The following is a 26,920-nucleotide window of genomic DNA, read 5'->3' as shown; positions in this document are numbered from 1 at the left end:
GGTCCCGTCTACGGTGGTAGGCGTCATGCCTTCTCCGGACCGCTCCGCCCTCGGCCGGCTGCTCCGGGACGCCCACCCCGTCGGCCGGCTGCTCCGTGATGCCCGGCTCGCCGTCGGGCTGGCTGCGGCCGGTATCGCCGTCTACCCGCATCTGCCCCAGGCGGTGCTCGTCGTGGCGATGTGCGCCCCTCTGGTGCTGCGCCGCACCTACCCGTGGGCGGCGCTGGCCGTGTCGGGCGTCGCGGGCGTGGTTCACGTCGTGGTGCTGGCTGATCCGACGCTGTCGGTCGTGGCCGTGCCGGTCGTGGTGCACAGCCTGGCCCGCTGGTCGAGGATCGGGGCGGCCCGGGCCGCGCTGGTGGTGGGGCTGATCGGAGCGGTGGTCGGGCCGGCTCGGTGGCTGATCGGCCGGCCGGAAGCGCCGACCCTGAGGGATTGGGTGACCTCGATCGCGGGCAACGGCGCCGTTGTCGTCGCCGCGTTCGTCGTCGGCCGGCGGGCCCGCGAGCAGGAGGAGCTTCGGGCGCGGCGGGAGCGGGAACAGGCCGAACGGCAGCGGCTGGCGCTGGCCGAGCACGAACGGACCGTCCAGGCGGCGGCGGCCGAGGAACGCACCGCGGTGGCCCGGGAGGTCCACGACATCGTCGCGCACTCGCTGTCGGTCATCGCGGTCCATGCCGAGGGCGGCCGGGCGCTGACGGCGCGGCACCCGCAGCGTGCTCCGGAGATTCTGGAGACCATCGCCGAGACGGCCCGGGAGGCCCTCGACGATCTGCGGGAGCTGGTCGCGATGCTGCGCGGCGACGGACCCGCGACGGCCGACCGATCGGGAGCCAGTTACCGACCGGCGCCCGGGATCGGCGACATCGACGAGCTGGTGTCCCGGCTCGACGGCCGGGTCCGGCTGCGGGTCGCCGGCAACCGGCGGCAGGTCGGCCCGGTGGCCGGGATGACGGTGTACCGCCTGGTCCAGGAGAGTCTGACCAACGTGCTGCGGCATGCCGGACCCGACGCCGCGGTCGACGTACGGCTCGACATCGGCGAGCGGGCGATCGACCTCGTCGTGCGCGACGACGGGTACGGTGCGGCGTCGGTCGCCAACGGCCGGGGCACGGGCCTGGCGGCGATGCGGGAGCGGGTCCAGTTGCATGACGGCACCCTGACCGCGGGCCCTCGCGCCGGCGGCGGCTTCGAAGTGCACGCGGTCCTTCCGGCGCACCGTACGACGGGATCGGCGGGCGGATGACGCTCGGCCTGTTCCTCGTCGACGACCAGCGGCTCGTCCGCGCCGGGCTGCGGATGATGATCGAGGCGCAGGACGACCTGACGGTGGTGGGTGAGGCCGGTGACGGCCGGGAAGCCGTCACGAAGCTGCAAGGCGTCGCCGCCGACGTGGTGCTGATGGACGTCCGGATGCCGGTCATGGACGGCGTCGAGGCGACCAGGCGGTTGACCCGGCTCGGACACCCGGCCCGGGTCCTGATCCTGACCACGTTCGATCTGGACGAGTACGTGTTCGCGGCGCTGCGGGCCGGTGCCGCGGGGTTCCTGCTCAAGGACTCCCGCCAGGAGGAGCTGCTGGCGGCGGTCCGCGGCGTCGCCGCCGGCGGCTCGGTCGTCGCGCCGACCGCGACCCGGCGGCTGATCGCCCACTTCGTCGACCGATTGCCGGGCGGGCCGGCCGCCCCCGACGAACGCCTCGGGCTGATCACGCCCCGGGAGGTCGAGGTGCTCGACGCGATCGCGTCCGGTGCCACCAATGCCGAGATCGCGGACCGGCTGCATCTGGCCGAGGGCACGGTGAATACCCACATCGGCAACCTGTTGTCGAAACTGCAGTGCCGCGACCGGGTCGCCTTGGTGCTCTTCGCGTTCGAGGCCGGCGTGGCCACACCGGACCGCCGGTAATTTCCGGACTTGTCCTCCCACGACGCCGCAGTCCTACGACCACGGTCGTAGCGGCCGATCCGAAGACCGGACCGTGGGCCGATCCGTTCCCGCCTGCGGCTTCGTACGTTGGGGCGCGACGGAATCGGCAGCGACAGACAGGGTTTTCATGACCGCACACAGCTCCGCCGTGGACCGCCAAGAGCCGCAGGGCGCGACCTCCGCGGCCGCCGCACGGGACCTCACCAAGACTTACGGCACCGGCGACACGGCCGTAGCCGCGCTGCGTGGCGTCACGGCCGACTTCGGGCACGGGACGTTCACCGCCGTCATGGGCCCGTCCGGCTCCGGCAAGTCCACGTTCATGCACTGCCTGGCCGGGCTCGACCGGCCCACCAGCGGTCAGGCGTACATCGGCGGCCAGGACATCTCCACGCTCGACGACCGGCGGCTGACCCGGGTCCGGCGGGACCGGATCGGGTTCGTGTTCCAGTCGTTCAACCTGCTTCCGACGTTGACAGCGGTGCAGAACATCCTGCTGCCGCTGGATCTCGCAGGCCGTCCGGCGGACCCCGCCCGGCTCGCCACCGTCGTGGACTCGCTGGGTCTCGGCGACCGTCTGGACCACCGTCCCGCCGAGTTGTCCGGCGGGCAGCAGCAGCGGGTCGCGATCGCGCGTGCCCTGGTGACCGGACCGGAGGTGGTCTTCGCCGACGAGCCGACCGGCGCCCTCGACTCCCACACCGCGGCGACCTTGCTGGCCTTCCTGCGCCGCTCCTGCCGTGAGCTGGGCCAGACGATCGTGATGGTGACCCACGACCCGATCGCCGCCTCCTACGCCGACCGGGCGCTGCTGCTCAGCGACGGTCGGATCGTGGACGAGCTGAACGACCCCACCGCGGACGCGGTCCTGGGAGCGATACGGAGGCTCGCCGCATGACCACCGGCCGCCAGACCCGCTTCCCCATGACCCGCAACGCGCTCGCCGAGTTGCGCCACAAACCGCGCCGCGTGATCGCCGTCATCGTCGCGATCATGATCAGCGTCGGTTACCTCACCGCCTCTGTGACCATCCTCGCCGGCGAGACGGCGACGTTCGAGCACAGCACCATCGCCCGGGTCTCCGAGACGGACGTCGTGGTCACCGTCCGCACCGACGACCCGGCCGCGCAGGCCGATCTGGTCGCCAGGGTCACGGACGTGGCCGGGGTCGCCTCGGCCGACCTCAGCTTCCTGTCCCGCGGATGGGTGACCGGCGCCTCCGATTGGGTGCAGCAGCAGTCGGTCCCGGCCAACCCGAAGCTGCGCTGGACGGACCTGGCCGAGGGGCGCTGGCCCGGGACGCCCGACGAGATCGTCCTCGGTAACGTCACCGCGCGGCAGCTCAACCTGCGCGTCGGGGACCGGGTCACGATCAACGACAGCAACACGATCAACGGCAGCAGTTCGTCCGCGACGCTGACCGTCACCGGCCTCACCCAGGAGGGCGACACTCTGCTGTCCGGGCTGGCCCTGAGCTCCTTCGTCGCACCGTCGTTCTACACCGTCGCCGACGCGATCCACACGTCGGGGCAGACGGAGATCCTCGTCATCGGCGACGGCACGGTCTCGCAGGAGCGGCTCGCCGAGCGGGTCACGGCGGTGGCCGGAGGCAACCGGGTGGAGACGTCCTCGGGGATGGTCCAGCGCATCATCTCCCAGAGGACCCAGGGCGTGTCCATCTTCCTACTTCTGCTGCTGGTGTTCGGCGCGGTCGCGCTGCTGGTCGGAAGCATCATGATCGTGAACACGTTCCTGATCCTGGTCGCACAGCGGCGTCGGCAGATCGGGCTGCTACGGGCGGTCGGCGCCCAGCGCGACCATATCCGGCGCGGACTGCTCGTCGAGGCGACCGCGATCGGCGTCACCGGGTCGCTGCTCGGCGTCGGGCTCGGCGTGGCGCTCTCGGCCGTGGTCGCGGTCGTGCTGGGCGGGCAGTTCGCCGTGCCTGCCGGGCAGGTGATCGCCGTCGCCGTCGTCGGGGTCGCGATCGCGGTGCTGTCGGTGCTGGTGCCGGCGCGACGGGCGGCCATGATCGCGCCACTGGACGCGCTCCGCACCGTCGCCGGCGACGCGATTGGGCGCCGGACGTCGCTCGTCCGTCGTGCCGCGCCCCTGGCCCTGGTCGCGCTCGGGCTGGCCGCGATCGGCCTCGGCTTCACCGGCACCGCTTTCGCGCTGCTGTACTCCGTCGGCGGGTCGTTCGTGTGCGCCGTCGGGCTGCTCGCCGCCATCGGGCTGTACCTGCCCGCGCTGCTGCGCGGCCTGGGCTCGACCCTCCGCCGTACCGGCCCGACCGCGCGGCTGGCCACCGACAACACGTTGCGCAATCCCGGCCGGGCGGCCGCGACCGGCGCGGCGCTGATGCTCGCCGTCGGGCTGGTCGTCTCCCTCCAGGTCGGCGCCGCGAGCATGAATGCGACGGTCGACAGCAATCTCGACGCCCGCTTCCCGGTCGACGTCACCGTGTCGATGTTCGAGGGGCCGCTGCCGGCCGGCGTGGTCAGCGACATTTCCGCGGTCGCCGGGATCTCCGACGCCACGGGGGTACGGTCGGCGCGGGTCACCTTCGAAGGCGGCGGGAAGCCGAAGCCCGTCCGGGCGCTGAGTCCCGACGTCGAGGCGATGGCCATCGTGTCGGCACCGCGCCCGCCGATCACCGCCGGGGTCATTCTCGCCGACCCGTACCTACTGGCCGACGCCGGCATCCGGGACGGCAGTTCGGTCACCGTCACCGGCCGGTCCGGGTCGGTGACCTTACCGGTCGAAGGGGACCACCTCGCACCCACCGACGGGCTGATCGTCGCGCCCCGTGTGCTCTCGGCCCTCGACGGAGATGCCCCCGTCAGCACGGTGTGGGCGAAGGCCCGGCCGGGGGCCGACATCACCGAGCTGCGGTCGCGGCTGCGTACCGTCGTCGAACCCCTCACCGGCGCGGAGATCGGCGGTGGGCTGACGGGGAAGGCCATCTACCACACGGCCCTCGACCGGCTGCTGGCGCTGACCACCATGCTGCTCGCGGTGGCGGTCTTGATCGCGCTCGTCGGCGTCGGCAACACCCTCGGCCTGTCGGTGTTCGAACGTACCCGCGAGTCCGCGCTACTGCGCGCCCTCGGGCTGCAACGTCGGCAGCTGCGCTGGATGCTCGCCATCGAGGCGGCCCTGCTCAGTCTCGCCGGTGCCGCCGTCGGCATCGCCGCCGGGACGTTCTTCGGCTGGGTCGGCACCTACGCGGTCAGCCGCGAACTGAGCCTGGAGAACATCCGGTTCGCCATGTCGGTGTCGCAGACACTCGGGGTCACCGTCGTGGCCGTCGTCGCCGGTATCCTCGCTTCGGTCCTGCCCGGCCGGCGGGCGGCCCGGGCGACGCCGGTGGAGGCCCTCGCCGAGACATGACCGCGCGGGCCTCGCAAAACGTGACCGCGCGGGCCTCGATCGTGGCGGACCTCTTGCGATCGGTGCCCAGCTTTCGACCCTTATGGGAACCGTAGTCCTTTGTCGAGACGGCATCCCCTTGCAGAGCTGGACGAGTAAGTCCCAGGTGGCCGTGATGCGGAGCCGACGTGGACGACGCTGCGTCGGCGGTGCCGTCAAGCTGCGTCGGCAGTGCCGTCAAGTCGGGAGGGGCGGGTCGACCGAGTTCTGGTTGGGGTCGACCGAGTTCTGGTTGGGGTCGACCGAGTTCTGGTTGGGGTCGACCGAGTTCTGGTTGACGGTCGTGCGCAGAGAATGCAACGCGTCCGGCAGAAGATCGCGCAAGGTTCGGGTCTCGCCCGGTCGCGTCCATTTCCGGAATGCCGCCTGCTGCGCGAGCATGGCGGCACCGGCGGCGAGGAACGCGGTTTCAGGATCACCGCACCGCGCGTGCAGCACGGCTGCGATGGCCTCGGTGAGCGCGGCGTTCTTGCTGAGCTCGCGCTCCTGCAACTCCGGGTTGGCGGCAATGACAGCGTAACGGCGCGTCACCACGGCACGGCGATTCTCCAGCATCTTGTCGGCGACGACTTCCAGCGCGCGCACGACGGCGTCGAGCGGCGGCAAGGTGTCGTCGCCGCCCGCGATCTCGCCGATGATCTCCTGCTGCAACTCTGCGCTCAACCCGAACAGCACCTCGCGCTTGTCGGCGAAGTGGTTGAAGAACGTCCGCTGGGTGAGCCCCGCCCGCTGGACGATCTCGGCGACCGTCGTGCGCTCGAACCCTTGCTCGTCGAAGAGCTCCAACGCGGCGGCCTGCAGGCGCTCGACTGCGTCCGGTTTCCATCGCGGCATGCCATGAGTCTAGCGACTGCACAATGTGCAGTCACCGGTGCTACAGTGATTGCACAAGATGCAATCACATCAGGAGGCTTCCCCATGGCTGAGGTATCGATCGTCGGCCCCGGCGAGGGCGAACTCATCGCCAACGGTCCGTCGCAGATCCGGATCCTCGAAGACGGCAGTAACACCGATCACCGCCTGGGAATCGGTGAAGTCGTCATTCCCCCGCACACTCCCGGTCCTCCGCAACACCGCCACGCACAGCACGACGAAGGCTTCTATGTGCTCTCGGGCAACGTGCGGTTCACCATAGGGACGGACAACCACGACGTCGGTCCCGGCACCTGGGTCACGGTCCCGCCGGGCGCACCGCACACCTTCGCCAACATGGGCGACGACCCGGCGGTCATGCTGACCACCTTCACGCCGGATCTGTACGTGCAGTACTTCCGCGACCTCAAGGCCATGGTCGAGTCCGGGCAGCCCATGTCACGCGAGACCATGGCGCCGATCTGGAAGAACTACGCCACCGAACCATCCACCGAATTCGCACGGTAACCGCCTGCCGGCATCGCCTCCGCTACGTAAGCGATCGTCCGCGGATTCCTGGCACAAGGACGCTATCCGGACAGCACCTCGTACAGGTGCCGGGCCTCGTGCAGCACGAGGCTCGGCCCCTTGCGCGCGGCCAGCGCCGCCAGCCCGTCGATCTCCCCTCTCGCGCCCGCGAGCGTGGCCGCCCGCGCGGCGACGCCCAGCAGGTCGCCCAGCCCGGCGCGCGGCCGTTCGCCATCGGAGGGGATCAGGCGGGGAAGGGCCGCGGTGAGCAGCCGCCACACCTCGGCGTGCGCGCCGGCGTCCGTCAGGTCGCCGAGCGCTGCGGCGCTCCGCTTGAGCACGACGAACTCGAGCCGGATCAGCTCGATGAGGGCCGCCCCGCACGCGGCGGCCGGGAACCGCCCGCGCGCGGCCAGCGTGAGCGCCGCGTCGGCCGCCGCCGCCCGCGGCTCGTCCCGCCGGTGGCCCAGCCCGCTCACGAGCACGGCCGCGGTGGCCGCACCCACCGGGCCGTCGCCGTGGGCCAGAGCCGCCAGCGTCTCCATCCTGGGGTCGTTCGAGCTGGACAGGTCGGGCCCGGAGCGGATGAGCCAGGCGGCCACGATCTCGCGGTACGACGGCATCATCACCGGCCACCACACGACGTCGTGCCGGTAGGAGAGGTAGACGTAAGGGGAGTCGAAGACCCACAGCTCCTCCAGCCAGTCCGGCAGTCCCTCAGGTGGCACGACCTTGGGCAGCAGCCGGCGGTCGGACAGGTAGTACGCCTGCTCGTTCTGCACCGCCCAGTCCACGTCGGGATCGGGCCAAGCGCCGTCGCGCAGCCACGCGGCCAGGGTGCGGCCCGCCTGTGAAGGCAGTTTCTCCGCTCGTACGAGCAGGTCGGGATCGGTGTTCCGGGGCAGCCGCAGCAGCGCCTGCTTGAAGTCGGCGGGCAGCGGCTCGGTGCCCGCCAGCCGTTCCATGCGCTCCACCAGGGTCGCGGCCTCCACATGGCCGGTAGGAGCGGTCGGCGTGGCGAGCAGCGCGGGGATCGTCTCTCCGCGCTCGAAGAGCGCGATCACCTCCTCCAGGCGATGCCGGAGGAGACGCTGGGGTGGCCAGTCCTCAGAGCCGCGGTACGTGCGCGTCCCGGCCGATGACGTGCTCACCCGCCGGCTCTGCTCGGGCGCCACGATCGCCAGGGCGCAGCGGGCCAGCAGGGTACGGGTGTCGCGGTGGTAGGCGTTGCGGTCGAACACCTGGCTGTCGGGGTCGCACGGCAGCGATCGGGTCTCCTCCCACCACTGCCACAGCGCCGCCGTCATCGCGTCGCGATCGCCATGGGTCAGTTCGACCAGCCCGGCCAGGACGCGTTCGCAGCGCAGCGGTTCATCCATCCAGCTCAGCGCCCGCAGTTCCGTGACCACCTCGGCCGGTGAGGTGAACGGCGGTGCGAGCCCGGGCAGCGCGGGCATGCGCAGCACGGCGGCGGCCGGCCGCTCCGGCTCTGTCTCGTCGACCGGGCCATAGGCAGCGGCGACGCGTTCGCGCAGGGCGCTGGGCAGCCTGGTCGCGGCCTCGCGGATCGACTCGCGGCCGGGGGCGTCCACATACGGGACCAGCTTGACCGCTAGCCGTACCGCGCGCTCGCGCAGGGCAGGGGTGTCCACATCGAACACGACGGCCAGTGCGGGCACCGCGCCGCCACCCCTCGACGCGGGCGTACGCGCCAGCCACTGCACGGCGGCCCGTAGGAGGCCCTTTTCCCGCCGGTATACCAGCGACCCCAGGGCCTCGGCGAACAGCTCGTCGTCCAGCAGGTCCGCGGCCTCGGCCCGCTGCAGCTCGTCCACCGCGAGCTGCGCCAGCGGCGGCGCGGCCGACGGCAGCAGGCGCACGAAGTCCAGGACCGGGATGTCCGCCGGTTCCGGCCGCAGCAGCCGCCACAAGCCTACGAACGGACTGATCTCCATGTCCGAGCCGCCGGTCATGAACCGCCTGGCGCAGCCGGCGATGAGCGTCGCGCGCGGTATCCGGCCTTTGTCCGCCAGCTCCGCCAGCTCGCCGATGGTGCTCCGCCCCAGATCCCAGCGCAGCTCCATGACCAGGGGAGCGGCCACGCCCGGCACCTCGAACAGGCGCGGCAGCAGGGCGTCGAGCAGCGGATCACCGTCGAGGAGGTTGCCGTGGACGCGTCGCCGCCATACCTGCCGCCAGACCCATCCGGCGACGAACGCGTCGCCGTCCGGCGGCTCGACGCCCGTCTCGGCCACCAGTGCGGCGGCCAGCTCCCAGCCCGGCATGCCATCGCTGCGCCGCGACGCCCTGCCGGTCGGCGGCCTCAGCCGGTCCGCCAGCCGGACGGCCAGGTCGCGCCGCCACTCCAGGGGACGGTGCCGCAGCAGGGACACGATGCGGGCGGCGTCCTGCTCGGGGGCTCGCGGCTCGCGCAGCTCCCTGCGGTTCAGCCAGGTCGCCACCTGCTCGGCCCCAGACAGGCAGGCCGCCCCTGTCAGCCGGTACCCGGACGCCAACTGCGTCTCGATCTCCCATCGGGCCTCGAACCCGCCCCGGAGCTCCTCGGCCAGATGCGCGGGAAGCTGCACAGCGACCGCCTTCCGCCCCAGATCGCTCAGCCCGTCCAGGAAGGTCGTCAGATCTTCGTCGTCGCGCGCTTCGATGCGGTCAAGGACCTCGTGCCAGGGGTTCATCCGGACACCTCGCACCAAGAATCGATCATGGTCCCGGACCCTAACCACCGGCTCCGACAATCCAGCCTTCCACGACCGGAGCCCGGACCTCCGCGCGGGTTGGGGGTTCCACTCTTCAAGGTCATCGCGGCGTGTGAGAGCCGTCCCCGAAACGGCACCCCCATTCAGACGTCGTGGTCATCGCCTTCCTCTCGAGCGGACGCGGGAATGACGTATCTGGTGTGCGGGCCGTTCAGCCACGCCTGGTCGAGTTCCCTCCCCGTGACGCGGCCGATGAGGCGTAGAGCCGAGGTCACCTCGGCTGCGGCCGTGTCGCCTTGGAAGGCCAGCCCGTCCAGGTAGGCGTCCAACGCATCCGGATCAGTGCCGTCCCGCTCCTCCGGATCCCCGACCACCAGGGTCGTCATGACCTCGCCGTTGACCACGTATTCGAGGTCTTCGACCCCCTCCAGTTCGTACAGGGGCCAGCCGAGATAGAGCAGCCGCCCGCCGTCCCGAGTCAGCTCGACCCAGGACCGCCATCGCCACGCGTCGTACCCGTCGAGTTGGATCACCTGGACCCAGCCCGGTGCTTGCGGGCCGATCCAGATGACGCCATCGCCGTGCTCCGTGTAGCTGCCGGTGACGATTTCCCGCCAGCCGCAGGCCCGGGCACTGCTCGGATCGGCGCCCAGCCTCCGTGCCACCTCTTCGACCTCCAAGCCTTCCACCCAGATGCTCCGGAACGGCGTGTCGTAGTCGATGCCGTGAGCGACGAGGAGCTCCCAGAGGTCCTTGTCGGTGTCCAATTCCGCGCTCCTTCTTCACGTACGAGGGCCGGTACGCGGGAGCGGCGACTCCCGCGCACCGGCATGGCACTGATCCAGCGCCCCCTCTCGGTCGTTCACGAGGGCGACAGGATCGCCGGGAGGTGGACGCTGAGGCGCTACTGAACGGCCGGCAGCAGGCGGACAGCCGGTGGGAGGGGGGCGGGGGCGGGGGCGGCGTGGAAGGACTGGGTCATCAGGGCGGCGAAACGGCGTGATGCCGCTGCTCGCTGTTCGGGTGACTCGGCGCGGATGCCCTCGTTCGCCATCATCGCCATGATGAAGTCCTCCAGGACGAAGTCGGCCCGCAGGCTTCCGGCCTCCTTCGCACGCCGGATGAGGTCGAGCAGCAGCCGGATCGTCCGGTCGCGGTCTGCCTTGAAGTACGGGAGCCGTGAGGTGAAGGCGCTGGACAGGCCGCGGTCGAGGGCGTGTGCCTCCATCAGTTTCTCGATCACCAGGCAGAACCCGCGCCACGGGTCGGCCTCCGCCAGCCCTTGCTCGACGACTGCCGAGCACAGGGCCATCGGCTCGGCGAGGACCTCGCTGAGCAGTGCTTCCTTGGTGGGGAAGTGCCGATAGACGGTGGCCGCGCCGACCTGGGCCCGCCGGGCGATCTCGCGGATCGGCACCTCGAGGCCCTCGGCGGCGAAGGCCGCGCGGGCGACCGCGAGGATGCGCGCGCGGTTGTCGCGGGCGTCCGAGCGCTGCTGCTGACTCACTTCGGCCGTCACCGCTCTCACTTTAGTCAAACGGGCGGGGTGTTCCGTTACGGTGCGGCGCATGAGAGCTGTTCAGTTTTCCGAGTACGGCCCGGCCGGCGTGGTGCATGTCGCCGAGGTCGAGGAGCCGCATGCCGGGCCGGGGGCGATCCGTATCGCCGTACGGGCGTCCGGATTGTCGGCGGGAGAGACGTACATCCGATCGGGGAAGATGCGTGCGGTGGTGCCGGCGACGTTCCCGTACCGGACCGGGTTCGACGCCGCGGGCGTGGTGGACGAGGTCGGTGCCGGCGTCACGGGGGTCGGGGTCGGCGACGAGGTGTTCGGCATGACCGCGGCGACCGCGCGCGGCGCCAACGCCGATCACGCGGTCCTGGTCGCCTGGGCGCCGAAACCGGCCGCGTGGAGCTGGGAGGAGGCCGGTGGCGCCGCGGGCAGCGTCGAGACGGCCACCCGGGTGCTCGACCGGCTCGCGGTCGGCGCCGGGCACACCGTGCTGGTGCAGGGCGCGGCCGGCGGGGTGGGCACGGTCGCGGTGCAGTTCGCGCTCGCCCGGGGCGCCACCGTCATCGGTACGGCCGGGGAGCACAACCACGACTTCCTGCGCTCCCTCGGCGCGCAGCCGACGACGTACGGGGCGGGCCTGGTCGAACGGGTCCGCGCGCTGGCGCCGGGCGGGGTGGACGCGGTGTTCGACTGCGCGGGAGGGGCGCTGCCCGACCTGATCGCCATCGCCGGGGATCCGGCGCGCGTGGTGACGATCGCTCCGGACTTCACCGCGGCGGCCCTCGGCGTGCACCTGTCGCACGGCGCGCCGGCCGGTGACCCGGCGACGGCCGTTGGCGCCGCCGACCCGCTGGCGGTGCACGGCCTCGGCATCGCGGTCGAGCTCGCCCAGCAGGGCCGGCTGCGGGTGCCGGTCGCGGCGGCGTTCTCGCTCACCGAGGCCGCCTCCGCGCACGAGCTGAGCGAGAGCCGGCACGCCCGCGGGAAGATCGTGCTGGTGAACTGACCAGCCCCACCGCCGCTCGCGGGGGCTGTCGTCAGCCCTTGCCCGCGGCGTTGACGATGCGGGTGGTGGAGCGGTCCGGGATGGCTTCCAGCTCCCAGCACTCCGCCTCCAGCAGCGCGGCGGCCGTGCGGCGGGCGGAGGCGTGCGGGTCTCCCGCGGTGTGCGCGAGCGCGCCGGGCCGCATCGGGGCCAGCAGGTCGATGTAGTCCTCGGGTCCGTGCGCGTCCGGCGGTCCGGTGACGATGAACACCCCCGTCACGAACCGCAGCGCCGCCATCACCTCGGCCCGCTCCGGGGCCGGGTTGAACGGCCGCGACGGGCCCTTCCAGGCCCGCACCCGCGGGTCGTCCTCGATCCCGACGACCAGCGGCCGGCCGCGCGCGGCGACGGAGCTCAGGTAGCGCACGTGTCCCACGTGCAGGATGTCGAAGACGCCGGTCACGACCGCTGCCCCCGGGTGGTCGTACCGCTGCACCCAGACGGCCTCCAGGCTGCTCACGCAGGCACTCCTCCTAGTCGACTCGTCGATCGCAGCGTACTCGGTCCACCCGTGCCACCGTGCGAGCGACCTTGAGAAAGGGCATTCCTACCTTTTCGCGATAGTCCCTGGCACCAGTGTGGCGCGTCTCATGACGTCGCCGTCATCAGGGGGTCGCCGTGACACCGTCCTCGCAAGAGACCATCGATTCGGGCTCCCACCGGCTCGAACTCCGCTTCCCGGGGATCCCGTCCGAGGTGGCGGGGGCGAGGCGTCTGGTGACCGCCGTGCTCGGGCGGGACCACCCGCTGCACGACGACTGCGTGCTGCTGACCAGTGAGCTGGCGACGAACGCGATCCTGCACTCCCGGTCGGGGGCCGGTGGCGAGTTCAAGGTCACCGTGCTGGCGGCGCCGGACATGGTGCGGGTGTGCGTGGAGGACGGGGGCTCCGACGAGCCGCCGTGCGCCTGCCGTACCAGCGCGCAGTCGACCGGGGGGCGGGGGCTGCCGCTGCTGGAGGCGATCAGCCACCGCTGGGGGTTCATCCGCGGGGAGGGCAGGACGGCGGTCTGGTTCGAGTTGCCGCTGGCGACGGCCCCAGCGGGCTGGGCCGCCGTCTGAACGTCCCGCCTGCATAAGCCCTCCGCCGCTTAGACGTCCAACCGGCACAGGCCCTCCGCCAGTGCCTTGGTGGTGAGGCGGGTGCGGCTGTCGCAGCCGAGTTTGGCGAAGATGTGCTCCAGGTGGGTCGTCACGGTGCGCACGCTGAGCACCAGGGCGGCGGCGATCTGCGGGTTGGAGTCACCGGCCGCGACCCGGGTGAGCACGTCCACCTCCCGGCCCGTCAGGTCGTACGGCAGCGAGCAGGGCCGCTCGGCGACCACCGCGCCCTGCAGCGCGCCCTGGAAGCCGACTCCGGCCCGCATGAGCCGGGTCTCGTGCCACTGGCCGCGCGGGTCGAGCCAGAGGCCGTGCCGGTTGAGCTCGCGGGAGTCGATGAACGCGCGGGCGTAGCCGGCCATCGCCGGGTCGTCCCACAGCGCCGCCGAGGTCTCCAGGCCGGGCACGTCGCGGCGGGTGCCCACCCGGTCGAAGGCGACCGCGCGGAACCCGGCGGGCAGCCCGACCGGGTCGATCACGCACTTGGCCAGGTCGGTGACGTGCGCCAGCATCGGGCTCGCGGCGGTGACCAGCGCGGGGGTGACGTCGGCGAAGGCGTCCCTGGTGGTCAGGTGCAGCAGCCCGGTGTAGCGGCCCTCGGTCAGGAACAGCGGCGCGGTCAGCCCGGCCCGCCAGCCGTAGGGCGCCAGGTGGCGGCGGAAGTAGCGCTCGGTGCCCGGCTCGGGCATCGTCACCGGCTGCCGGGTGGCCAGGGCCGCGCGGTAGGCGTCGAGGCCCGCGTACTCCTCGGCCGCGTCGCCGTCGATGCGCGCGTGCCCGTCGGAGACGACGCTGTGGTGCCGGCCGGTGGCGGAGTCGAAGGCGACGAACTCGTAGGCGTCGAGGGGCACGACCCGGCGCAGCGCCGTCATCGCGCCATGTGCCCCGCTGCCGCCGGCGACCTGGTAGCCGACCTCGGCGAACGCCCGCAGCTGGCGGAGGTTCAGGGTGATCTCGGCCACGGCTCTTTATATCATTTTGACCTTTTCTTGACGCTTCGTCGTGCCGAAATTCAAGAGCCGGAGCGGGAGCGCCGGTGCTAGCGTTGCGGCCATGCAGCGCGCTTACGTCACGACGACGCCGGACCCTGTCCCGGCGCGCTGATTCCTGCTCCCCGGGCGAACGCCCGGGGAGATCGGTCGTTCGCCCCTTCCACCCAAGGGATGATCATGAACGACCACCGCAGGCTCGGCCGTGAGCTCGGCCTCTTCGACGCCGATCCGCTGATCGGCTCCGGCCTGCCCTTCTGGCTGCCGGCCGGCGCCGCCGTCCGCAAGGCCATCGAGGACTACGTGCACGAGCTCGAACGCCGGCACGGCTATCAGCACGTCAACTCGCCCGTGCTCGGCAAGCGGGAGCTGTACGAGAAGTCGGGGCACTGGGCGCACTACGCCGAGGACATGTTCCCGCCGATGGCGGTGGGCGGGGAGGAGTTCGTGCTGCGGCCGAGCCTGTGCCCGCACCACGCGCTGATCTACCGCTCCCGGCAGCGCAGCCACCGCGACCTGCCGCTGCGCATCGCCGAGCTCGGCGGCATGTACCGCGCCGAGTTGTCGGGCGTGCTCGGCGGGCTGAGCAGGGTGCGGGCCATCCAGCTCAACGACGGGCACACCTTCTGCGCGCCCGAGCAGGCCGCGGCCGAGGTGTCGGCCGCGCTCGACCTCATCGAGGCCGCGCACGCCCAGCTCGGCATCCGGGCCGCCCGCTACCGGCTGTCGCTGCGCGGCGAGGGCGCCAAGTTCGTGGACGACCCCGGCATGTGGCAGCGCTCGGAGAGCGTCCTGCGCGAGGTCCTGCGGCAGCGCGGGCGCGCCTTCGACGCCGAGCCCGGCGAGGGCGCCTTCTACGGCCCGAAGATCGACGTCCAGATCGCCGACTCCGCCGGGCGCGAGTCGACCCTGTCGACCGTTCAGGTGGACTACTACCAGCCTGACCGCTTCGACCTCGGCTACGCCGGCGGCGGCCGGCCCGTCATGGTGCACCGCAGCGTGGTCGGCGGCCTGGAGCGGCTCATGGCCCACCTGATCGAGGTGCACGCCGGCGCGTTCCCCGCCTGGCTGGCGCCCGTGCAGGCGGTCGTGCTGCCACTGTCCGACGCCGAGCTGCCCGCCGCCGAAGATCTGGTACGGCGAAGCGTCGCGGCGGGGCTCAGGACCGAGTTGGCCCCGGCTGACCGGGGGACCCTCGGCGCCCGGATCAGAGCGCACCGGCTGGTGCCGTACCAGCTCGTGGTGGGGCCGCGTGAGGTGGCGAGCGGACAGGCGTCCGTGCGGCTGCGCGACGGCAGCCAGGCGGGCCCGGTGCCACTCGCGGAATTGGCCGATCGGTCCAGGTCGCGGTTCTGAGCCGGGCGATTGATCAAATAAAGGTAACAGAGGCTTCCCACAGCCAGTAAAGGGACTTTAAATGGCCCCAACGCCCTGTCGGGAGGAACGACTTGACCGAGCTCAGTGACCGGGAGGCGGAGCTGGTCTCCGCCCACGAGCAGGAACGACCCGCCCGCCGATTGCCCGACCCCCTCAAACTCGGCGCCTGGATCGTGGGCGGATCGCTGTCGGCGTACTCGATCGCGGTGGTGTTCTTCCCGGTCGAGGCGCTGCAGCATCGGATGACGTTCCTGGCGGTGGCGCTGCCGCTGGTCTTCCTCAGCTACCGCTCCGGGCTGGGGCCGGCGATCCGGCGGCTGCGCGAGCGCCGCGCCGGCCCGCCGGACCCGACCGCCGTGCCCGTGACGGCGGGCGGGCAGCCGCCGGTGGGGGCGCGGGTCGAGTGGCCGAGTGTGGGTGACTGGCTGCTGGCGGCGGCCTCCCTGGCGGTGCTGGTCTATCCGCTGCTCGGCATCGACGCCTTCCGCGACCGGGGCTCGGGCGCGGCGCTGAGCGAGCTGGACGTCGTGGCGGGGCTGGTGCTGACGGTGCTGCTGCTGGAGGCCGTCCGGCGCACCGTCGGATGGTCACTCACCCTTATCTGCGCCTTTTTCCTGGCGTACGCCTATTTCGGCGCATATTTGCCGATCAACTGGACGATCGGGCACCGAGGATTCGACCTTGACCAGATCGTGTCGCAGCTCTACACCGGCACCGAGGGCTTTTTCGGCGTCCCTTTGCAGGTGGCGGCCAGCTACATCATCCTTTTCACCATCTACGGCGCCGTTCTGGATTTCTCCGGCGCCAGCAAGTTCTTCATCGACCTGAGCTTCGCCGCCTTCCGCAAGTCCCGCGCCGCCCCCGGCCGCACCGTCACCACGGCGGGCTTCCTGCTCGGCACCGTCTCGGGATCGGGCGTGGCGACCACGGTCAGCCTGGGCAGCGTCGCCTGGCCGGTGCTCAGGCGGGCCGGCTACCCGAAGGAGCCGGCGGGCGGCATCCTGGCGGCGGGCGGCATCGGCGCGATCCTGTCACCGCCCACGCTGGGCGCGGCGGCGTTCATCATCGCCGAATATCTCCGGGTCAGCTATCTGGAGGTGCTGGTCTACGCGACGATCCCGACGATCCTCTATTACCTGGGCATCTTCCTGGCCATCGAGATCGACTCGCGCCGCTTCAACACCCACGCCGTGGCGGTGGACGCGCCCAGGGCCGGCCGGCTGCTGCTGCGCTTCGGCTACCACTTCAGCTCGCTCATCCTGATCGTCGTGCTGATGGCGCTGGACCGCTCGGCGTTCCAGTCCGTGGTGATCGCCACCGCCATCGCGTTCGCGCTGTCCTTCCTGGACCCTGCGCACCGGATGGGGCCGGGCCGGATCGGCCAGGCGCTGGCCAAGGGCACGCTGGAGGTGCTGCCGGTGACCGCGGTCTGCGCGGCGGCGGGCATCATCGTCGGCGTCATCACCCAGACCGGGCTCGGGCTCAACCTCAGCTCGATCATCGTGGACCTCGCCGCCGGCAACCTCGTCCTGACCACGGTCATGTCCGCCGTGGCGGTCCTGCTGCTCGGCCTGGCGGTGCCGGTGACGGCGAGCTTCATCATCGCGGCGGTGATCATCGCCCCGGCGCTCACCGCGCTCGGTGTGAGCCCCGCGGAGGCGTACATGTTCGTGTTCTACTACGCGGTCCTGTCGGAGGTGAGCCCGCCCACGGCGCTGTCGGCGGTCGCGGCGTCGGCCATCACGGGCGGCAACACGTACAAGACCATGATGATGACCTGGCGTTACACGTTGCCGGCCTTCCTGGTGCCGTTCGCGTTCGTGCTCACGCCGAATGGACAGGCGCTGCTGGGCCAGGGGCCGATCACCGTCGTGCTGCTGATGGCGGCGGTCTCGGCGGTGGCGGTGGCGGCGCTCGCCATGGCGACCGGCGGGCTCAGCGGCCCGGTGGAGCGGCTGCTGGCGACGGTCGCCGCGGCGCTGCTGCTCTTCCTCGAACCCGTCCCGATCGCCGCGGGCTTCACTGTGCTGGCGGTCGCGGCAGCCGTTCATCTCTTCAGAAGAAGGAGCGTTTCAGCGTGAAGCGGATCATGGCGCTATTCGGCGTGGCCGTTCTGATCGCGGGCTGCGGCGGTGGCTCGGGGGGTGCGGGCAACCGGCTGTCGATCGCCACCGGTGGCACCACCGGCGTCTACTACGTCTACGGGGGCGGGCTGGCCAAGCAGTTGTCCGCCAACATCGCCAACACCCAGGCCACCGCCTCGGTCACCTCCGCCTCCATCGAGAACATCAAGCTGCTGGCCACCGGCAAGGCCGACATCGGCTTCTCGCAGTCCGACACGGCGGCCGACGCGGTCAACGGCACCGGCTCCTTCACCGAGAAGCAGCCGATCAAGGCGCTGGCCCGCATCTACGACAACTACGCGCACGTGGTGGTCGCGCCGGGGGTCGCCGCCGGGAAGGTGGCCGACCTGAAGGGCCGGACGGTCTCGCTCGGCCCGCCCAACTCTGGTACGCAGGTCGTGGCCAGGCGCATGCTGGAGGCCGCCGGGCTCAACCCGGACAGCGACATCTCCAAGCAGCAGCTGTCGATCAACGAGTCGGTGCAGGCGGTGAAGGACGGCACCATCGACGCGTTCTTCTGGGTGGGCGGGCTGCCCACGGCCGGGGTGGTGGACCTGGCGACGACCCGGTCGGACATGAAGATGCTCGACACCTCTGACGTGCTCGCAAAGATGCAGGCCGAGCACGGCGAGCAGTACGTCGGCCTGGACATCGACATGAGCGTCTACAAGCTGACCGGCACGATCAAGACGGTCGGGATCGCCAACGTGCTGCTGGTGCCGGACACGATGAACGAGCAGCTCGCCTACGACATCACCCGGACCCTGTTCGAGAAGAAGGCCGAGCTCGCGGCCGTGCACCCGGAGGCGAACAAGCTCGACCTGAGGCTCGCCCAGCAGGTGGCGCCGGTGGCGCTGCATCTGGGCGCGGTTCGCTACTTCAAGGAGGAGGGCTGATCAGACTGGTTCTGGCGCTGGTGACGGTGCTGGCGGCCGGCTCCGGAGGCGGGGCCGGGCGCCTGTCCGTGAACGGGCTGGTCCTCCCCCGCTCCGGCGTGTTCGCGATCGGCTACGTGCACAGCGTCTACCACGCCCCCTCCGCGGAGGTGTTCACCGTCGAGGGCGGCCGCTTCACCATGCGCGCCGTCGTCTCCGACAGCGGTGGCGTGCTCGACTACTACGCGCTGGACGGCGAGCGGAGCCGCACGCCGGGCGGGCGGTGGCTGCTGCGCCTGGCCGTGCCCGCGACGTACGACGAGCTGCCGCTGCTCACGACGCCCATCGGCCGCAGGACGCTGCTGGCGGGCGGGCGCTGCCTGCCGCTGTATCCTGCGTCGGGAGCGCGCCGGGTGCGGGTGGCGGTGGAGCTGACCTCGCACGACCGGGGCGGCCCGTGCCCGCCGCCTTACAGCCAGTCCTTCTTCTTGAACGCCGCGTACAGCACCACCGAGGCGACGGCCACCAGCACCAGCGACAACCAGAAGCCCCACGGCTCATTCGAACCGGGGTAGGGCACGTTCTGGCCGTAGAAGCCGGTGATGGCGGTCGGCACCGCGATGATCGCCGCCCAGCTCGTCAGCCGTTTCATGATCTCGTTCAGCCGGAAGCCCTGCTCCGCCAGGCGGGTCTCCCGCATGTTGGCCAGCAGGTCGCGCAGCGACTCGACCCATTCGCTGGTGCGCAGCGCGTGGTCGTAGACGTCCTCGTAGTAGGGGGCCATCCTGGGGTCGGCGGCCAGCTCCTGGTCGCGGCGGCGCAGGGTGCCGACGACCTCCCGCATCGGCATCGTGACCTTGCGGAACCTGACCGTGGCCTTGCGCAGGTCGTACATCCTGCGCTGCAGCTCGCGACCGCCCGACGGCCGCTCCTCGAACAGCGCGTCCTCCAGTGTCTCGGCCTGCGCGTCGAGCTCCTGGACCACGGCGAGATGGCCGTCGACCACGTAGTCCAGCACGCCGTGCAGCAGGAAGGCGACGCCGTGGCCGGCCAGGTGGGGAGCGGCGTCCCAGCGCCGCAGCACCTCGTCGATGTCGAAGCGGTCGCTCTGCCGCACGGTGACCAGGGCGTTCGCGGTGACGAAGAGGTCGACCTCGGCGAGGTCGACGTTCTCGCCGTCGAAGTGTGCGGCATAGACGGCGATGAACAGGTGATTGTCGTATATATCGACCTTCGGGCGCTGATGGTCGTTGTGCACGTCTTCGACCGCCAGCTCGTGCAGCCCGAGCTCCTCCCCGACCACGGCGAGCTCCTCGACCGTCGGGGAGCACAGGTCGAACCAGACGACGTTCCGGCCGTCGGCCACGTAGTCAGAGACCTCCGCCACCGGGAAGCCTTCCTTCTCCAGAAGGCCGTTTCTGTACAGACGTGTACGCACTTAGATGAGTCTGGCAAAGCGCTCGGCATTCCGCACGGCGGCACCGTGGGGATCGTTGTTGAAATACACGTACGCGTCCCGCCAGCCCGCCTCGCGCACCCGCCTGGCCCAGGTCCTCAGCGCCGTGTCACCGTACGAGGGCGTGGGGGTGGCGCGGCCCTCGTGCAGCCGTACGTAGCCCCAGGACGCGGTGTCCCAGAACGGGTTCTGCGGCCGGCCGAGCCGGTCCGCCCAGCACAGCGCCGCCTCGTGGGCCCGCAGGACCTTGCGCGTCTCCTCCGTCCACCACGACGCGTGCCTGAACTCCACCGCCACCCGCACCCCGCCCGGGAAGCAGCCCAGGCACCGGTCCAGCCTGCCCGGATCGGCCTTCAGCGTCGGCGGCAACTGCAGCAGGATCGGGCCGAGCTTGTCCCCCAGCCCCGCCACGGCCTTCATCAGCCGCTCGACCGGCTCCTCCGGCTCGCCCAGCCGCTTGATGTGGGTGAGAAACCTGCTCGCCTTCACGGCCATCACGAAGCCGTACGGAGTCCGCTCGCGCCAAGCGGCGAACGTCTCCGGCGACGGCAGGCGGTAGAAGGCGTTGTTGCTCTCGACCGTGCCGAATCGCTCGCCATAGGTCTCCAGCCAGAGCCGCTGCGGGACGTCCTGCGGGTAGAGCACGCCGCGCCAGTCGCGGTACTGCCATCCGGAGGTGCCCACCAGCGTCGTCATGCGAGCGGTCTACCCAGCAGGTCGAGGTGCAGTACTGTCTCATCGCGAAGTCCACGGGGAGGCCGATTCGGGATGGGCGCCAATCACTCGCACGGCACCGCCGTGCCCGCGTCACGGCGGGCCGTGGTCGCCACGCTGGCCGTGCTGCTGCCGCTGGCGATCGCCACGCTGGTGGCGCTGGTGTGGCTGTGGCCCGAGGGCAGGACCGGGTCGGCGGTCCAGGAGTCCGGCTTCCAGCGCCTCACCGGCACGATCACCGCTGTGACCCTGGAGCCCTGCGGCGAGACGCAGCCGGGGGCGCCCAAGCCGCACCCGGCCACCTGCGGGAAGGCCACGGTCTCGGTCGAGGACGGCGAGCGGGTGACGCTCTCGCTGCCGAGCGGCCCCGGCTCGCAGCGCTTCGCCGCGGGCGACGACGTGATCCTGCTGCACCACCCGGAGGCCGAGCCCGGCACACCCGCCTACCAGCTGTCCGACCATGACCGCTCGACGCCGCTGTGGCTGTTCGGCGCGGCCTTCGCGCTGGCGGTGATCGCGTTCGGCCGCTGGCGCGGCGTCACCGCGCTGGCCGGGCTGGCGATCACGTTCGTGCTGCTGCTGACATTCGTGATCCCGGGCATCCTGGAGGGCCGGCCGCCGATGCTGGTGGCCATCGTGGGCGCGGCGGCGATCATGCTGACGGTCCTCTATCTCACCCACGGGTTCACGCTGGCGACGTCGATGGCCCTGCTCGGCACGCTGGCCAGCCTCGTCATCACCGGAGCGCTGTCCTACGCCGCGATCGGGCTGGCCCGGCTCAACGGCATCACCGACGACAGCTCCTTCACCCTGGACATGAGCCTGTCGATCGACACCCAGGGGCTGCTGCTGGCCAGCATCATCATCGGCGCGCTCGGCGTCCTCGACGACGTGACGGTCACCCAGTCGGTCACCGTCGCCGAGCTGGCCGCCGCCAACCCCTCCTACGGGTTCCGCCGGCTCTACCGGGCGGGCAGCCGGGTCGGCCGGGCGCACATCGCCTCGGTGATCAACACCATCATCCTCGCCTATGCGGGCGCCTCGCTGCCGCTGCTGCTGCTCTTCAGCATCGGCGAGCAGCCGCTCGGCGAGGTGCTGACCACGCCGGTCCTCGCCCAGGAGATCGCCCGCAGCGTCGTGGGCACGCTCGGCCTCATCGCCGCCGTGCCGATCACCACCGCGCTGGCCGCCCTCGTGACGGCCCGCCGCGACCCGCCGGACACGGGCGCGCACCCCGACCCGCACGACCACACCGACCCGGACGACCACCCGGACCACCCGGACCGCCCCGACCGCCCGGACCCGCACGACCTGTGGACCCCCCGCGACCGGGCCGACCCGTACGACCGCGCCGACCCGTACGGCCGACCGGCCGCGCACGATCCCGCCGAGCCACCGTCCCGACCGGCCCGGCACCGCCGCTCACCCGCCCAGCCCACCTCGGCCGCCCAGCCCACCTCAGCTCAGCCCACTTCGGGCCGGCGCAGCTCGGCCCAGCCCAGCCCAGCTCAGCCCACCTCAGCTCAGCCCACTTCGGGCCGGCGCAGCTCGGCCCAGCCCAGCCCAGCTCAGCCCACTTCGGCTCGGCCCACCTCGATGCTGCCGTCCACCCGTAGCTTGCGCCGCGCCCGTTCGTAGAAGGTGGTGCCGAGACGCACCACCTTGGCCGCGCCCGGCACGGCGGTCACCGTGATCCGGTCGCCCGGCCGCACGTGCCCGACCACCATCCCGTCCAGCTCGACCGCCAGCCGCCCGCTGGCCGGCAGCAGCTCCAGCGCCACCTCCTCGTCGGCGGGCAGCACCAGCGCCCGGTTGAAGGAGGAGTGCGCCGCCGCCGGCACCACGAGCACCGCCTCCACCCGGGGCGACACGACCGGGCCGCCGGCCGAGAAGCTGTAGGCGGTCGAGCCGGTGGAGGTGGCCACGATCACCGCGTCGGCGGCGTAGTTCACGAACGGATGCCCGGCCGGCGTGATGGTCACCGCGGCCAGCCCCTCCCCCGGGGTGCGGACCAGCGCGATGTCGTTGAACGCGGTCAGCTCCGCCGTGTCCGCGAGCCTGGTGCGCACCGCCATCCGCGGCTCGACGGTGTAGCGGTGTCCATCGATGGCCGACAGGGTGTCGGGCAGCTCCTCGACGTCGATCTCGGCCAGGAAGCCGAGCCGCCCCAGGTTGACCCCGAGCACCGGCGTGTCGCGCCCGGCGATCAGCCGCATCGTCCGCAGCATGGTGCCGTCACCGCCCAGACTCACCAGCAGGTCGGCCCGCTCCACCAGCGAGTCGGCGTCCACGGCCACCGCGCTGCAGTCGATCCGGCCCACCTCCTCCGGCAGCCCGAGCACGGTGACGCCGCGCTCGGCGGCCCACCTCAGGATCGTGTCGATCGCCTTCTTGGAGTCGCGCCTGGGATGCAGCACCAGGCCGACCGTTCCCACCATGCCCATACAGACACCATAGGGGGCCCACCACGACACCTCGGGAGCCCGGCTCGGCCCGGAGCGGCCGGTCGCGCCGCGCGCATCGCCGTACGGGGTCCGTTCGCGGTCCGCTCAGGGCCTCGAACGGGTTCGCACGGGCTCCGAACGGGTCTTTCGGGCCGGGAAACGAGAAGGGCCCGATCAACGATGTTCGCTGATCGAGCCTCTCCATGCGTCGGGGTAACCGGATTCGAACCGATGACCTCCTGACCCCCAGTCAGGCGCCCTACCAAGCTGGGCCATACCCCGGAAACTGCTGCTCAGAGCCGTGGCGAATGTGGTGGATTCCCTCGGTTGCGCAGGAGAAAGACTATCACGGTTGCGAGCCTCGCGATCCGTGCTCGAACCGCCTGGCCGATGGGCCGGCACCGTAGTCTGAGAAGGTACGGGAAGCGGAGGTGGCCGGGTGGGACGCAGGCCGACGATCGATCGGGACGAGCTGGCCAGGCTCGTCGCCGAAGGGCTGAGCGTGCAGGAGCTGGCCGCGCGCTTCGGGGTGAGCGAGTCCGGGGTGCTGCAGGCCAAGCGGGCGGCCGGGCTGGCCAAGCCGATGCTCGACCACAGCCGCGCCGTCCCGTGGAAGCTGGCGCGCGCGCACGCCCAGTCCGGGCCCGCCACCAACCTGCGCAACCTGTCGGCGGCGGCACAGGGCAGGCCGCCCGCGGCCGAGCGGCTCAACACCGCGCTGCGCTGGGCCCAGCGGCTCGTCGACGCCGGGCTCGACGTGAGCTACGACCCGGCCGCCGGGTTCACCGAGGTCCCTGCGGACGCAGCCGGCTCACATGTCGCATCCGTGCTGGCCGCGGCCGGGCAAGGCCTGCAACAGGGCTGATCCGGGCGTTTCGCGGGCCCGTTCTCGGGAAGACGCCGGTCTCAACACAGAGACCGGAGGCGAACATCATGACCACCTTCATCTGGGTGGCCGTCGTCGTACTCGCGGTAGTGGCGATCGCCGCGGTGGGCTATGTCGTGCTTCAGCAGCAGCGCCGCAGCCACCTGCGCGAACGCTTCGGCCCCGAGTACGAGCGCATGATGGCCGAGCACGACAACAAGCGGGAAGTGGAGCAGGAGCTGATCGCCCGCGAGCAGCGCCACGCCGACCTCGACATCCGGCCGTTGCCGGAGGAGTCGCGTGAGACCTACGCCAGCCGCTGGACCGAGGTGCAGGAGCGCTTCGTCGACTCGCCCGGCTTCGCGGTGACGGAGGCCGACCAACTGGTCGCCGCCGTCATGGCCGAGCGGGGTTACCCGACCGAGAACTTCGAGCAGCGGCTGTCCGACCTGTCGGTGGGCCACGCGAGCACGCTGGACCACTATCGCAAGGCTCACGACATCAGCGGGCGCGCGGCCAGGAAGGCGGCCTCCACGGAGGAGCTCCGCCAGGCCATGGTGCACTATCGCTCGCTGTTCGAGGAGCTGCTGCACGAGACCTCCAGAGGACGGTGACAGACATGCACGACGAGCTCAAGGTGCCCTCGCAGCGGGCGGACGACGCCCGCGACGGCACCCAGGACGACCACGAGGACCCCACGTACCGCGCCCCCTACGCCGGCACGGACGACGACATGCTGGTCGCGGCCGACCCCGACCCCCGAACCGGCCCCCACTCCCGGACCGACCCCGACCCCGACTCCCTCACCGCCCCCGAGCACGAGAACGACTTCGAGCACGAGAACGACGTCGACTCGCGGACCAACTCCGGTCCCGGGAACGATTTCGACTCCCGGACCCACCCCCACCACAGGACCGCCCCCGGGATCGAGCCCGATGCCGGCACGGACTCCGAGGCCGTGATCGTCACCGAGACCGGCCGGCTCCCGGCCGACGAGACCCCCTCGCACGCGGCGCCCAAGGAGATCGTCCTGTTCGACCAGGACCCCGCCGAGGCGCAGGCCCGCTGGCGCGACCTTCAGGCCTCGTTCGTCGACGACCCAGGCCAGGCCGTCCACCGTGCCGACGACCTGGTCGAAGAGGTCGTCGAGGCTCTCACCAGCTCGCTGACCGCCCGTACGGGCGAGCTGCGTGAGCGGTGGAAGAGCGCCGACGGCGGCGACACCGAGCAGCTCCGCCTGGCGCTGCGCGACTACCGGGGCGTGCTGGAGCGCCTGCTGGCCCTCTCCGAACCGAACACGAGGTGATGTGACATGCTCGCCATCGTCGCAGCGATCATCTTCGGGCTGGGCTTCCTGCTCGACCTGCTGGACACGCAGATCGCCGGGAGCATCTCGGGGACGACCTTCATGCTGCTCGGCCTGACCCTGCTGGCGCTCCACCAGGCCGGCATCGGCACGGCCAGCATCAAGACCAACGGCGGATGGCGCGGCCGCGCCCGCCGCTGACCCGTACCTGTCGCAGCACTTTCGCGGCGCACCCGAACCACCGGGTGCGCCGCGCGCGGCGTTGTCAGGCGTCAGGTGTCAGGCGTCAGGCGTCAGGCGCTGGCAGGGAACCGCATGACCACCGTGCTGCCCCGGCCGCCGATGCGCAGCGTCAGGTCGGAGGAGAGCAGCCGGGCCACCCACAGCCCCATGCCGCCCACCGCCCCGGGCACCGGCCCTGCCTTCCAGTTGCCCTCGTCGTGCACTTCGACGACGATGTCGCCGTTGTCGGACCAGGTGCGCACCTGGGCGTCCCCGGCGCCGTGGGTGACGGCGTTCGTGGCCACCTCGTTGACGGCGATCACGAAGTCGTTGACCGACTCTTCCGACATGCCGACATCACGCGCCCCGGATTCGGCGAACTCCCGGACCTGAGGCAGGTCCGGGAGCCCGAAGCTGAGCCGTCGTACGGGCGCGCCGGGTGGCGGACTCGTGGAGTCCACCCGAGGATCCGCGTCCTCTCTCATCACCCGGCAACCGCCTTCTCAGCCGACCAGAAGCTCTGCGCGCAGTTGGTCGAGAACCTTACGGAGAATTCTGGACACGTGCATCTGCGAGATGCCGAACTCCGCCGCGATCTCGGCCTGTGTCATGTTGCCGAAGAAGCGCAGCAGCAGGATGTGCTTCTCTCTGGACGGCAGCGCGTCGATCAGCGGTTTGACCGCCTCCCGGTCGACCATGGTGCTGAGGGTGTCGTCGTCCTCCGGGATGACGTCGCCGAGCGAGGCGGCGTCGTCCTCGGTGCCCAGCGGCGCGTCGAGGGAGAGCGTGCTGTAGGCCGCGGAGGCGTCGAGGGTGAGCAGGACGTCCTCCTCGGAGATGTTCATCTTGGCCGCCAGCTCGGCGATGGTGGGCGAGCGGCCGAGGTCCTGGCTGAGGTCGGCGACGAGCCGGTTCAGCTCGGAGCGGCGTTCCTGGTAGAGGCGGGGCACCCGGATGGCCCAGGTGCGGTCGCGGAAGTGGCGTTTGACCTCTCCGGTCATGGTGACCACCGCGTACCCCCTGAAGGCGTGGCCGAGGGTCGGGTCGAAGCCGTTGATGGCCTTCATCAGGCCGACGTAGGCCGCCTGGAGGAGGTCTTCCAAGGGCTCGCCGCGATAGCGGTAGCGCCTGGCGATCTCCATGGCGAGCGGCCGATGCATCTCGACGATACGTTCGCGTACCCGTTCTCGCTGGCTGTGCGGGGCGTCGTGCCTGACCATCTCGGCCAGAAGCGCTTCGGCGGTCATCTCTTCGAGGACGAGTGTCTGCGCAGCCATGGCTGCTCCTCATCTGGGTTTCAGGCGCCCCCCGCATGAGAAAAAGCCCATGCAGCGGCGCGCCTCGCTCTACTTCGAGACGAAAGCCCTCTGCTGGACTTCTCCCCCAGTATCCCCTATCTTCCGCGAAATATCCCGTCTTGCGTCACGGGAGGGCC

27 protein-coding genes and 1 tRNA gene are annotated in these 26,920 nt (G+C 71.3%); 16 read left to right on the top strand and 12 right to left on the bottom strand.

The genetic code is table 11. The features are described from left to right. Positions 1 to 25: 25 nt before the first annotated feature. From IEY87_RS19760 to IEY87_RS19745, 4 genes are all read left to right on the top strand, one after another. Positions 26 to 1,246 (top strand): sensor histidine kinase, encoded by a 1,221-nt coding sequence (locus tag IEY87_RS19760; protein WP_189140156.1) that lies wholly within the window; start codon positions 26 to 28, stop codon positions 1,244 to 1,246. Beyond that, entirely contained in the window at positions 1,243 to 1,908 is a 666-nt protein-coding gene (locus IEY87_RS19755) for a response regulator transcription factor (protein WP_189140155.1), read from the top strand. The genes IEY87_RS19760 and IEY87_RS19755 overlap by 4 nt, the downstream gene beginning before the upstream one ends. Positions 1,909 to 2,056: 148 nt before the next feature. Continuing rightward, positions 2,057 to 2,827: an ABC transporter ATP-binding protein gene (locus tag IEY87_RS19750; protein WP_189140154.1), complete on the top strand. Its 771-nt coding sequence runs from the start codon at positions 2,057 to 2,059 to the stop codon at positions 2,825 to 2,827. Further along, complete coding sequence (locus tag IEY87_RS19745) at positions 2,824 to 5,322, top strand: FtsX-like permease family protein (RefSeq protein WP_189140153.1); 2,499 nt, start codon at positions 2,824 to 2,826, stop codon at positions 5,320 to 5,322. Before IEY87_RS19750 ends, IEY87_RS19745 begins: the two co-directional genes overlap by 4 nt. A gap of 216 nt (positions 5,323 to 5,538) precedes the next feature. Here the strand turns inward: IEY87_RS19745 and IEY87_RS19740 are convergent, their stop codons facing one another. Beyond that, entirely contained in the window at positions 5,539 to 6,195 is a 657-nt protein-coding gene (locus IEY87_RS19740; RefSeq protein ID WP_189140152.1) for a TetR/AcrR family transcriptional regulator, read from the bottom strand. Between the two features lie 84 nt (positions 6,196 to 6,279). Between IEY87_RS19740 and IEY87_RS19735 the strand changes: the two genes are divergently transcribed. Beyond that, positions 6,280 to 6,741 carry a cupin domain-containing protein gene (locus IEY87_RS19735; RefSeq protein WP_189140151.1) on the top strand — a complete coding sequence of 154 codons (462 nt, stop codon included), beginning with the start codon at positions 6,280 to 6,282 and terminating at the stop codon, positions 6,739 to 6,741. A 62-nt stretch (positions 6,742 to 6,803) separates the two neighbouring features. Here IEY87_RS19735 and IEY87_RS19730 read toward each other — a convergent pair whose 3' ends face one another. From IEY87_RS19730 to IEY87_RS19720, 3 genes are all read right to left on the bottom strand, one after another. Further along, a complete protein-coding gene (locus IEY87_RS19730; RefSeq protein ID WP_189140150.1) occupies positions 6,804 to 9,434 on the bottom strand; it encodes a hypothetical protein in 2,631 nt (876 codons plus the stop codon). Between the two features lie 164 nt (positions 9,435 to 9,598). Further along, on the bottom strand, positions 9,599 to 10,222 hold the full coding sequence (locus tag IEY87_RS19725; protein WP_189140149.1) for a DUF6461 domain-containing protein: 624 nt from the start codon (positions 10,220 to 10,222) through the stop codon (positions 9,599 to 9,601). A gap of 137 nt (positions 10,223 to 10,359) precedes the next feature. Beyond that, complete coding sequence (locus IEY87_RS19720) at positions 10,360 to 10,974, bottom strand: TetR/AcrR family transcriptional regulator (RefSeq protein ID WP_225277499.1); 615 nt, start codon at positions 10,972 to 10,974, stop codon at positions 10,360 to 10,362. A 49-nt stretch (positions 10,975 to 11,023) separates the two neighbouring features. Here IEY87_RS19720 and IEY87_RS19715 point away from each other — a divergent pair, with 49 nt between their 5' ends. Then, positions 11,024 to 11,974 carry an NADP-dependent oxidoreductase gene (locus IEY87_RS19715; protein WP_189140147.1) on the top strand — a complete coding sequence of 317 codons (951 nt, stop codon included), beginning with the start codon at positions 11,024 to 11,026 and terminating at the stop codon, positions 11,972 to 11,974. A 31-nt stretch (positions 11,975 to 12,005) separates the two neighbouring features. On the opposite strand, the gene IEY87_RS19710 is transcribed toward IEY87_RS19715, so the two are convergent. Beyond that, positions 12,006 to 12,473, bottom strand: a complete 468-nt coding sequence (locus IEY87_RS19710) for an adenylyltransferase/cytidyltransferase family protein (RefSeq protein WP_189140146.1) — start codon at positions 12,471 to 12,473, stop codon at positions 12,006 to 12,008. 158 nt (positions 12,474 to 12,631) lie between these two features. On the opposite strand from IEY87_RS19710, the gene IEY87_RS19705 reads away from it, so the two are divergent. Next, complete coding sequence (locus IEY87_RS19705) at positions 12,632 to 13,075, top strand: ATP-binding protein (protein WP_189140145.1); 444 nt, start codon at positions 12,632 to 12,634, stop codon at positions 13,073 to 13,075. 29 nt (positions 13,076 to 13,104) lie between these two features. Here the strand turns inward: IEY87_RS19705 and IEY87_RS19700 are convergent, their stop codons facing one another. Beyond that, a complete protein-coding gene (locus IEY87_RS19700; protein ID WP_189140144.1) occupies positions 13,105 to 14,076 on the bottom strand; it encodes a helix-turn-helix transcriptional regulator in 972 nt (323 codons plus the stop codon). Between the two features lie 207 nt (positions 14,077 to 14,283). On the opposite strand from IEY87_RS19700, the gene thrS reads away from it, so the two are divergent. From thrS to IEY87_RS19680, 4 genes are all read left to right on the top strand, one after another. After that, positions 14,284 to 15,459 (top strand): threonine--tRNA ligase, encoded by a 1,176-nt coding sequence (gene thrS, locus IEY87_RS19695; protein WP_189140143.1) that lies wholly within the window; start codon positions 14,284 to 14,286, stop codon positions 15,457 to 15,459. Between the two features lie 92 nt (positions 15,460 to 15,551). Further along, positions 15,552 to 17,561, top strand: a complete 2,010-nt coding sequence (locus IEY87_RS19690) for a TRAP transporter permease (RefSeq protein ID WP_189140142.1) — start codon at positions 15,552 to 15,554, stop codon at positions 17,559 to 17,561. After that, positions 17,558 to 18,499 carry a TAXI family TRAP transporter solute-binding subunit gene (locus IEY87_RS19685; protein WP_225277497.1) on the top strand — a complete coding sequence of 314 codons (942 nt, stop codon included), beginning with the start codon at positions 17,558 to 17,560 and terminating at the stop codon, positions 18,497 to 18,499. Before IEY87_RS19690 ends, IEY87_RS19685 begins: the two co-directional genes overlap by 4 nt. Before the next feature lie 20 nt (positions 18,500 to 18,519). After that, positions 18,520 to 19,053: a DUF1850 domain-containing protein gene (locus IEY87_RS19680; RefSeq protein ID WP_189140141.1), complete on the top strand. Its 534-nt coding sequence runs from the start codon at positions 18,520 to 18,522 to the stop codon at positions 19,051 to 19,053. Here the strand turns inward: IEY87_RS19680 and IEY87_RS19675 are convergent. Together IEY87_RS19675 and IEY87_RS19670 are read right to left on the bottom strand one after the other, a co-directional pair. After that, positions 18,948 to 19,916 (bottom strand): magnesium transporter CorA family protein, encoded by a 969-nt coding sequence (locus IEY87_RS19675; RefSeq protein WP_225277496.1) that lies wholly within the window; start codon positions 19,914 to 19,916, stop codon positions 18,948 to 18,950. The genes IEY87_RS19680 and IEY87_RS19675 overlap by 106 nt on opposite strands. After that, entirely contained in the window at positions 19,917 to 20,630 is a 714-nt protein-coding gene (locus IEY87_RS19670; protein WP_189140140.1) for a DUF72 domain-containing protein, read from the bottom strand. Between the two features lie 72 nt (positions 20,631 to 20,702). Between IEY87_RS19670 and IEY87_RS19665 the strand changes: the two genes are divergently transcribed. Then, positions 20,703 to 22,286, top strand: coding sequence for a YibE/F family protein (locus IEY87_RS19665; protein ID WP_189140139.1), 1,584 nt, complete (start codon positions 20,703 to 20,705; stop codon positions 22,284 to 22,286). Here IEY87_RS19665 and IEY87_RS19660 read toward each other — a convergent pair. Both IEY87_RS19660 and IEY87_RS19655 read right to left on the bottom strand, forming a co-directional pair. Further along, on the bottom strand, positions 22,217 to 23,092 hold the full coding sequence (locus IEY87_RS19660) for an NAD(+)/NADH kinase (protein WP_189140138.1): 876 nt from the start codon (positions 23,090 to 23,092) through the stop codon (positions 22,217 to 22,219). The two genes, IEY87_RS19665 and IEY87_RS19660, sit on opposite strands and share 70 nt — an antisense overlap. A 208-nt stretch (positions 23,093 to 23,300) precedes the next feature. Next, positions 23,301 to 23,374, bottom strand: a tRNA-Pro gene (locus IEY87_RS19655). Between the two features lie 157 nt (positions 23,375 to 23,531). Here IEY87_RS19655 and IEY87_RS19650 point away from each other — a divergent pair. The 4 genes from IEY87_RS19650 (at position 23,532) to IEY87_RS19635 (ending at position 25,464) form a co-directional block, all read left to right on the top strand. Next, complete coding sequence (locus tag IEY87_RS19650; protein ID WP_189140137.1) at positions 23,532 to 23,957, top strand: helix-turn-helix domain-containing protein; 426 nt, start codon at positions 23,532 to 23,534, stop codon at positions 23,955 to 23,957. 68 nt (positions 23,958 to 24,025) lie between these two features. Next, positions 24,026 to 24,571, top strand: a complete 546-nt coding sequence (locus tag IEY87_RS19645) for a hypothetical protein (protein ID WP_189140136.1) — start codon at positions 24,026 to 24,028, stop codon at positions 24,569 to 24,571. Between the two features lie 5 nt (positions 24,572 to 24,576). Continuing rightward, positions 24,577 to 25,263, top strand: coding sequence for a hypothetical protein (locus tag IEY87_RS19640; RefSeq protein WP_189140135.1), 687 nt, complete (start codon positions 24,577 to 24,579; stop codon positions 25,261 to 25,263). Positions 25,264 to 25,269: 6 nt separating this feature from the next. Further along, positions 25,270 to 25,464 (top strand): hypothetical protein, encoded by a 195-nt coding sequence (locus tag IEY87_RS19635; protein WP_189140134.1) that lies wholly within the window; start codon positions 25,270 to 25,272, stop codon positions 25,462 to 25,464. A gap of 92 nt (positions 25,465 to 25,556) precedes the next feature. Here IEY87_RS19635 and IEY87_RS19630 read toward each other — a convergent pair whose 3' ends face one another. Then, on the bottom strand, positions 25,557 to 25,946 hold the full coding sequence (locus IEY87_RS19630) for an ATP-binding protein (RefSeq protein ID WP_225277495.1): 390 nt from the start codon (positions 25,944 to 25,946) through the stop codon (positions 25,557 to 25,559). 42 nt (positions 25,947 to 25,988) lie between these two features. Then, positions 25,989 to 26,762 carry a SigB/SigF/SigG family RNA polymerase sigma factor gene (locus IEY87_RS19625; RefSeq protein WP_189140132.1) on the bottom strand — a complete coding sequence of 258 codons (774 nt, stop codon included), beginning with the start codon at positions 26,760 to 26,762 and terminating at the stop codon, positions 25,989 to 25,991. Positions 26,763 to 26,920 lie beyond the last annotated feature (158 nt).

Source organism: Nonomuraea glycinis, assembly GCF_014646515.1.
In the GTDB taxonomy this organism is placed as follows: Bacteria; Actinomycetota; Actinomycetes; order Streptosporangiales; family Streptosporangiaceae; genus Nonomuraea; species Nonomuraea glycinis.
The sequence above is the reverse complement of the archived record's forward strand: the minus strand, read 5'-3'. Positions and strand labels throughout refer to the sequence as shown.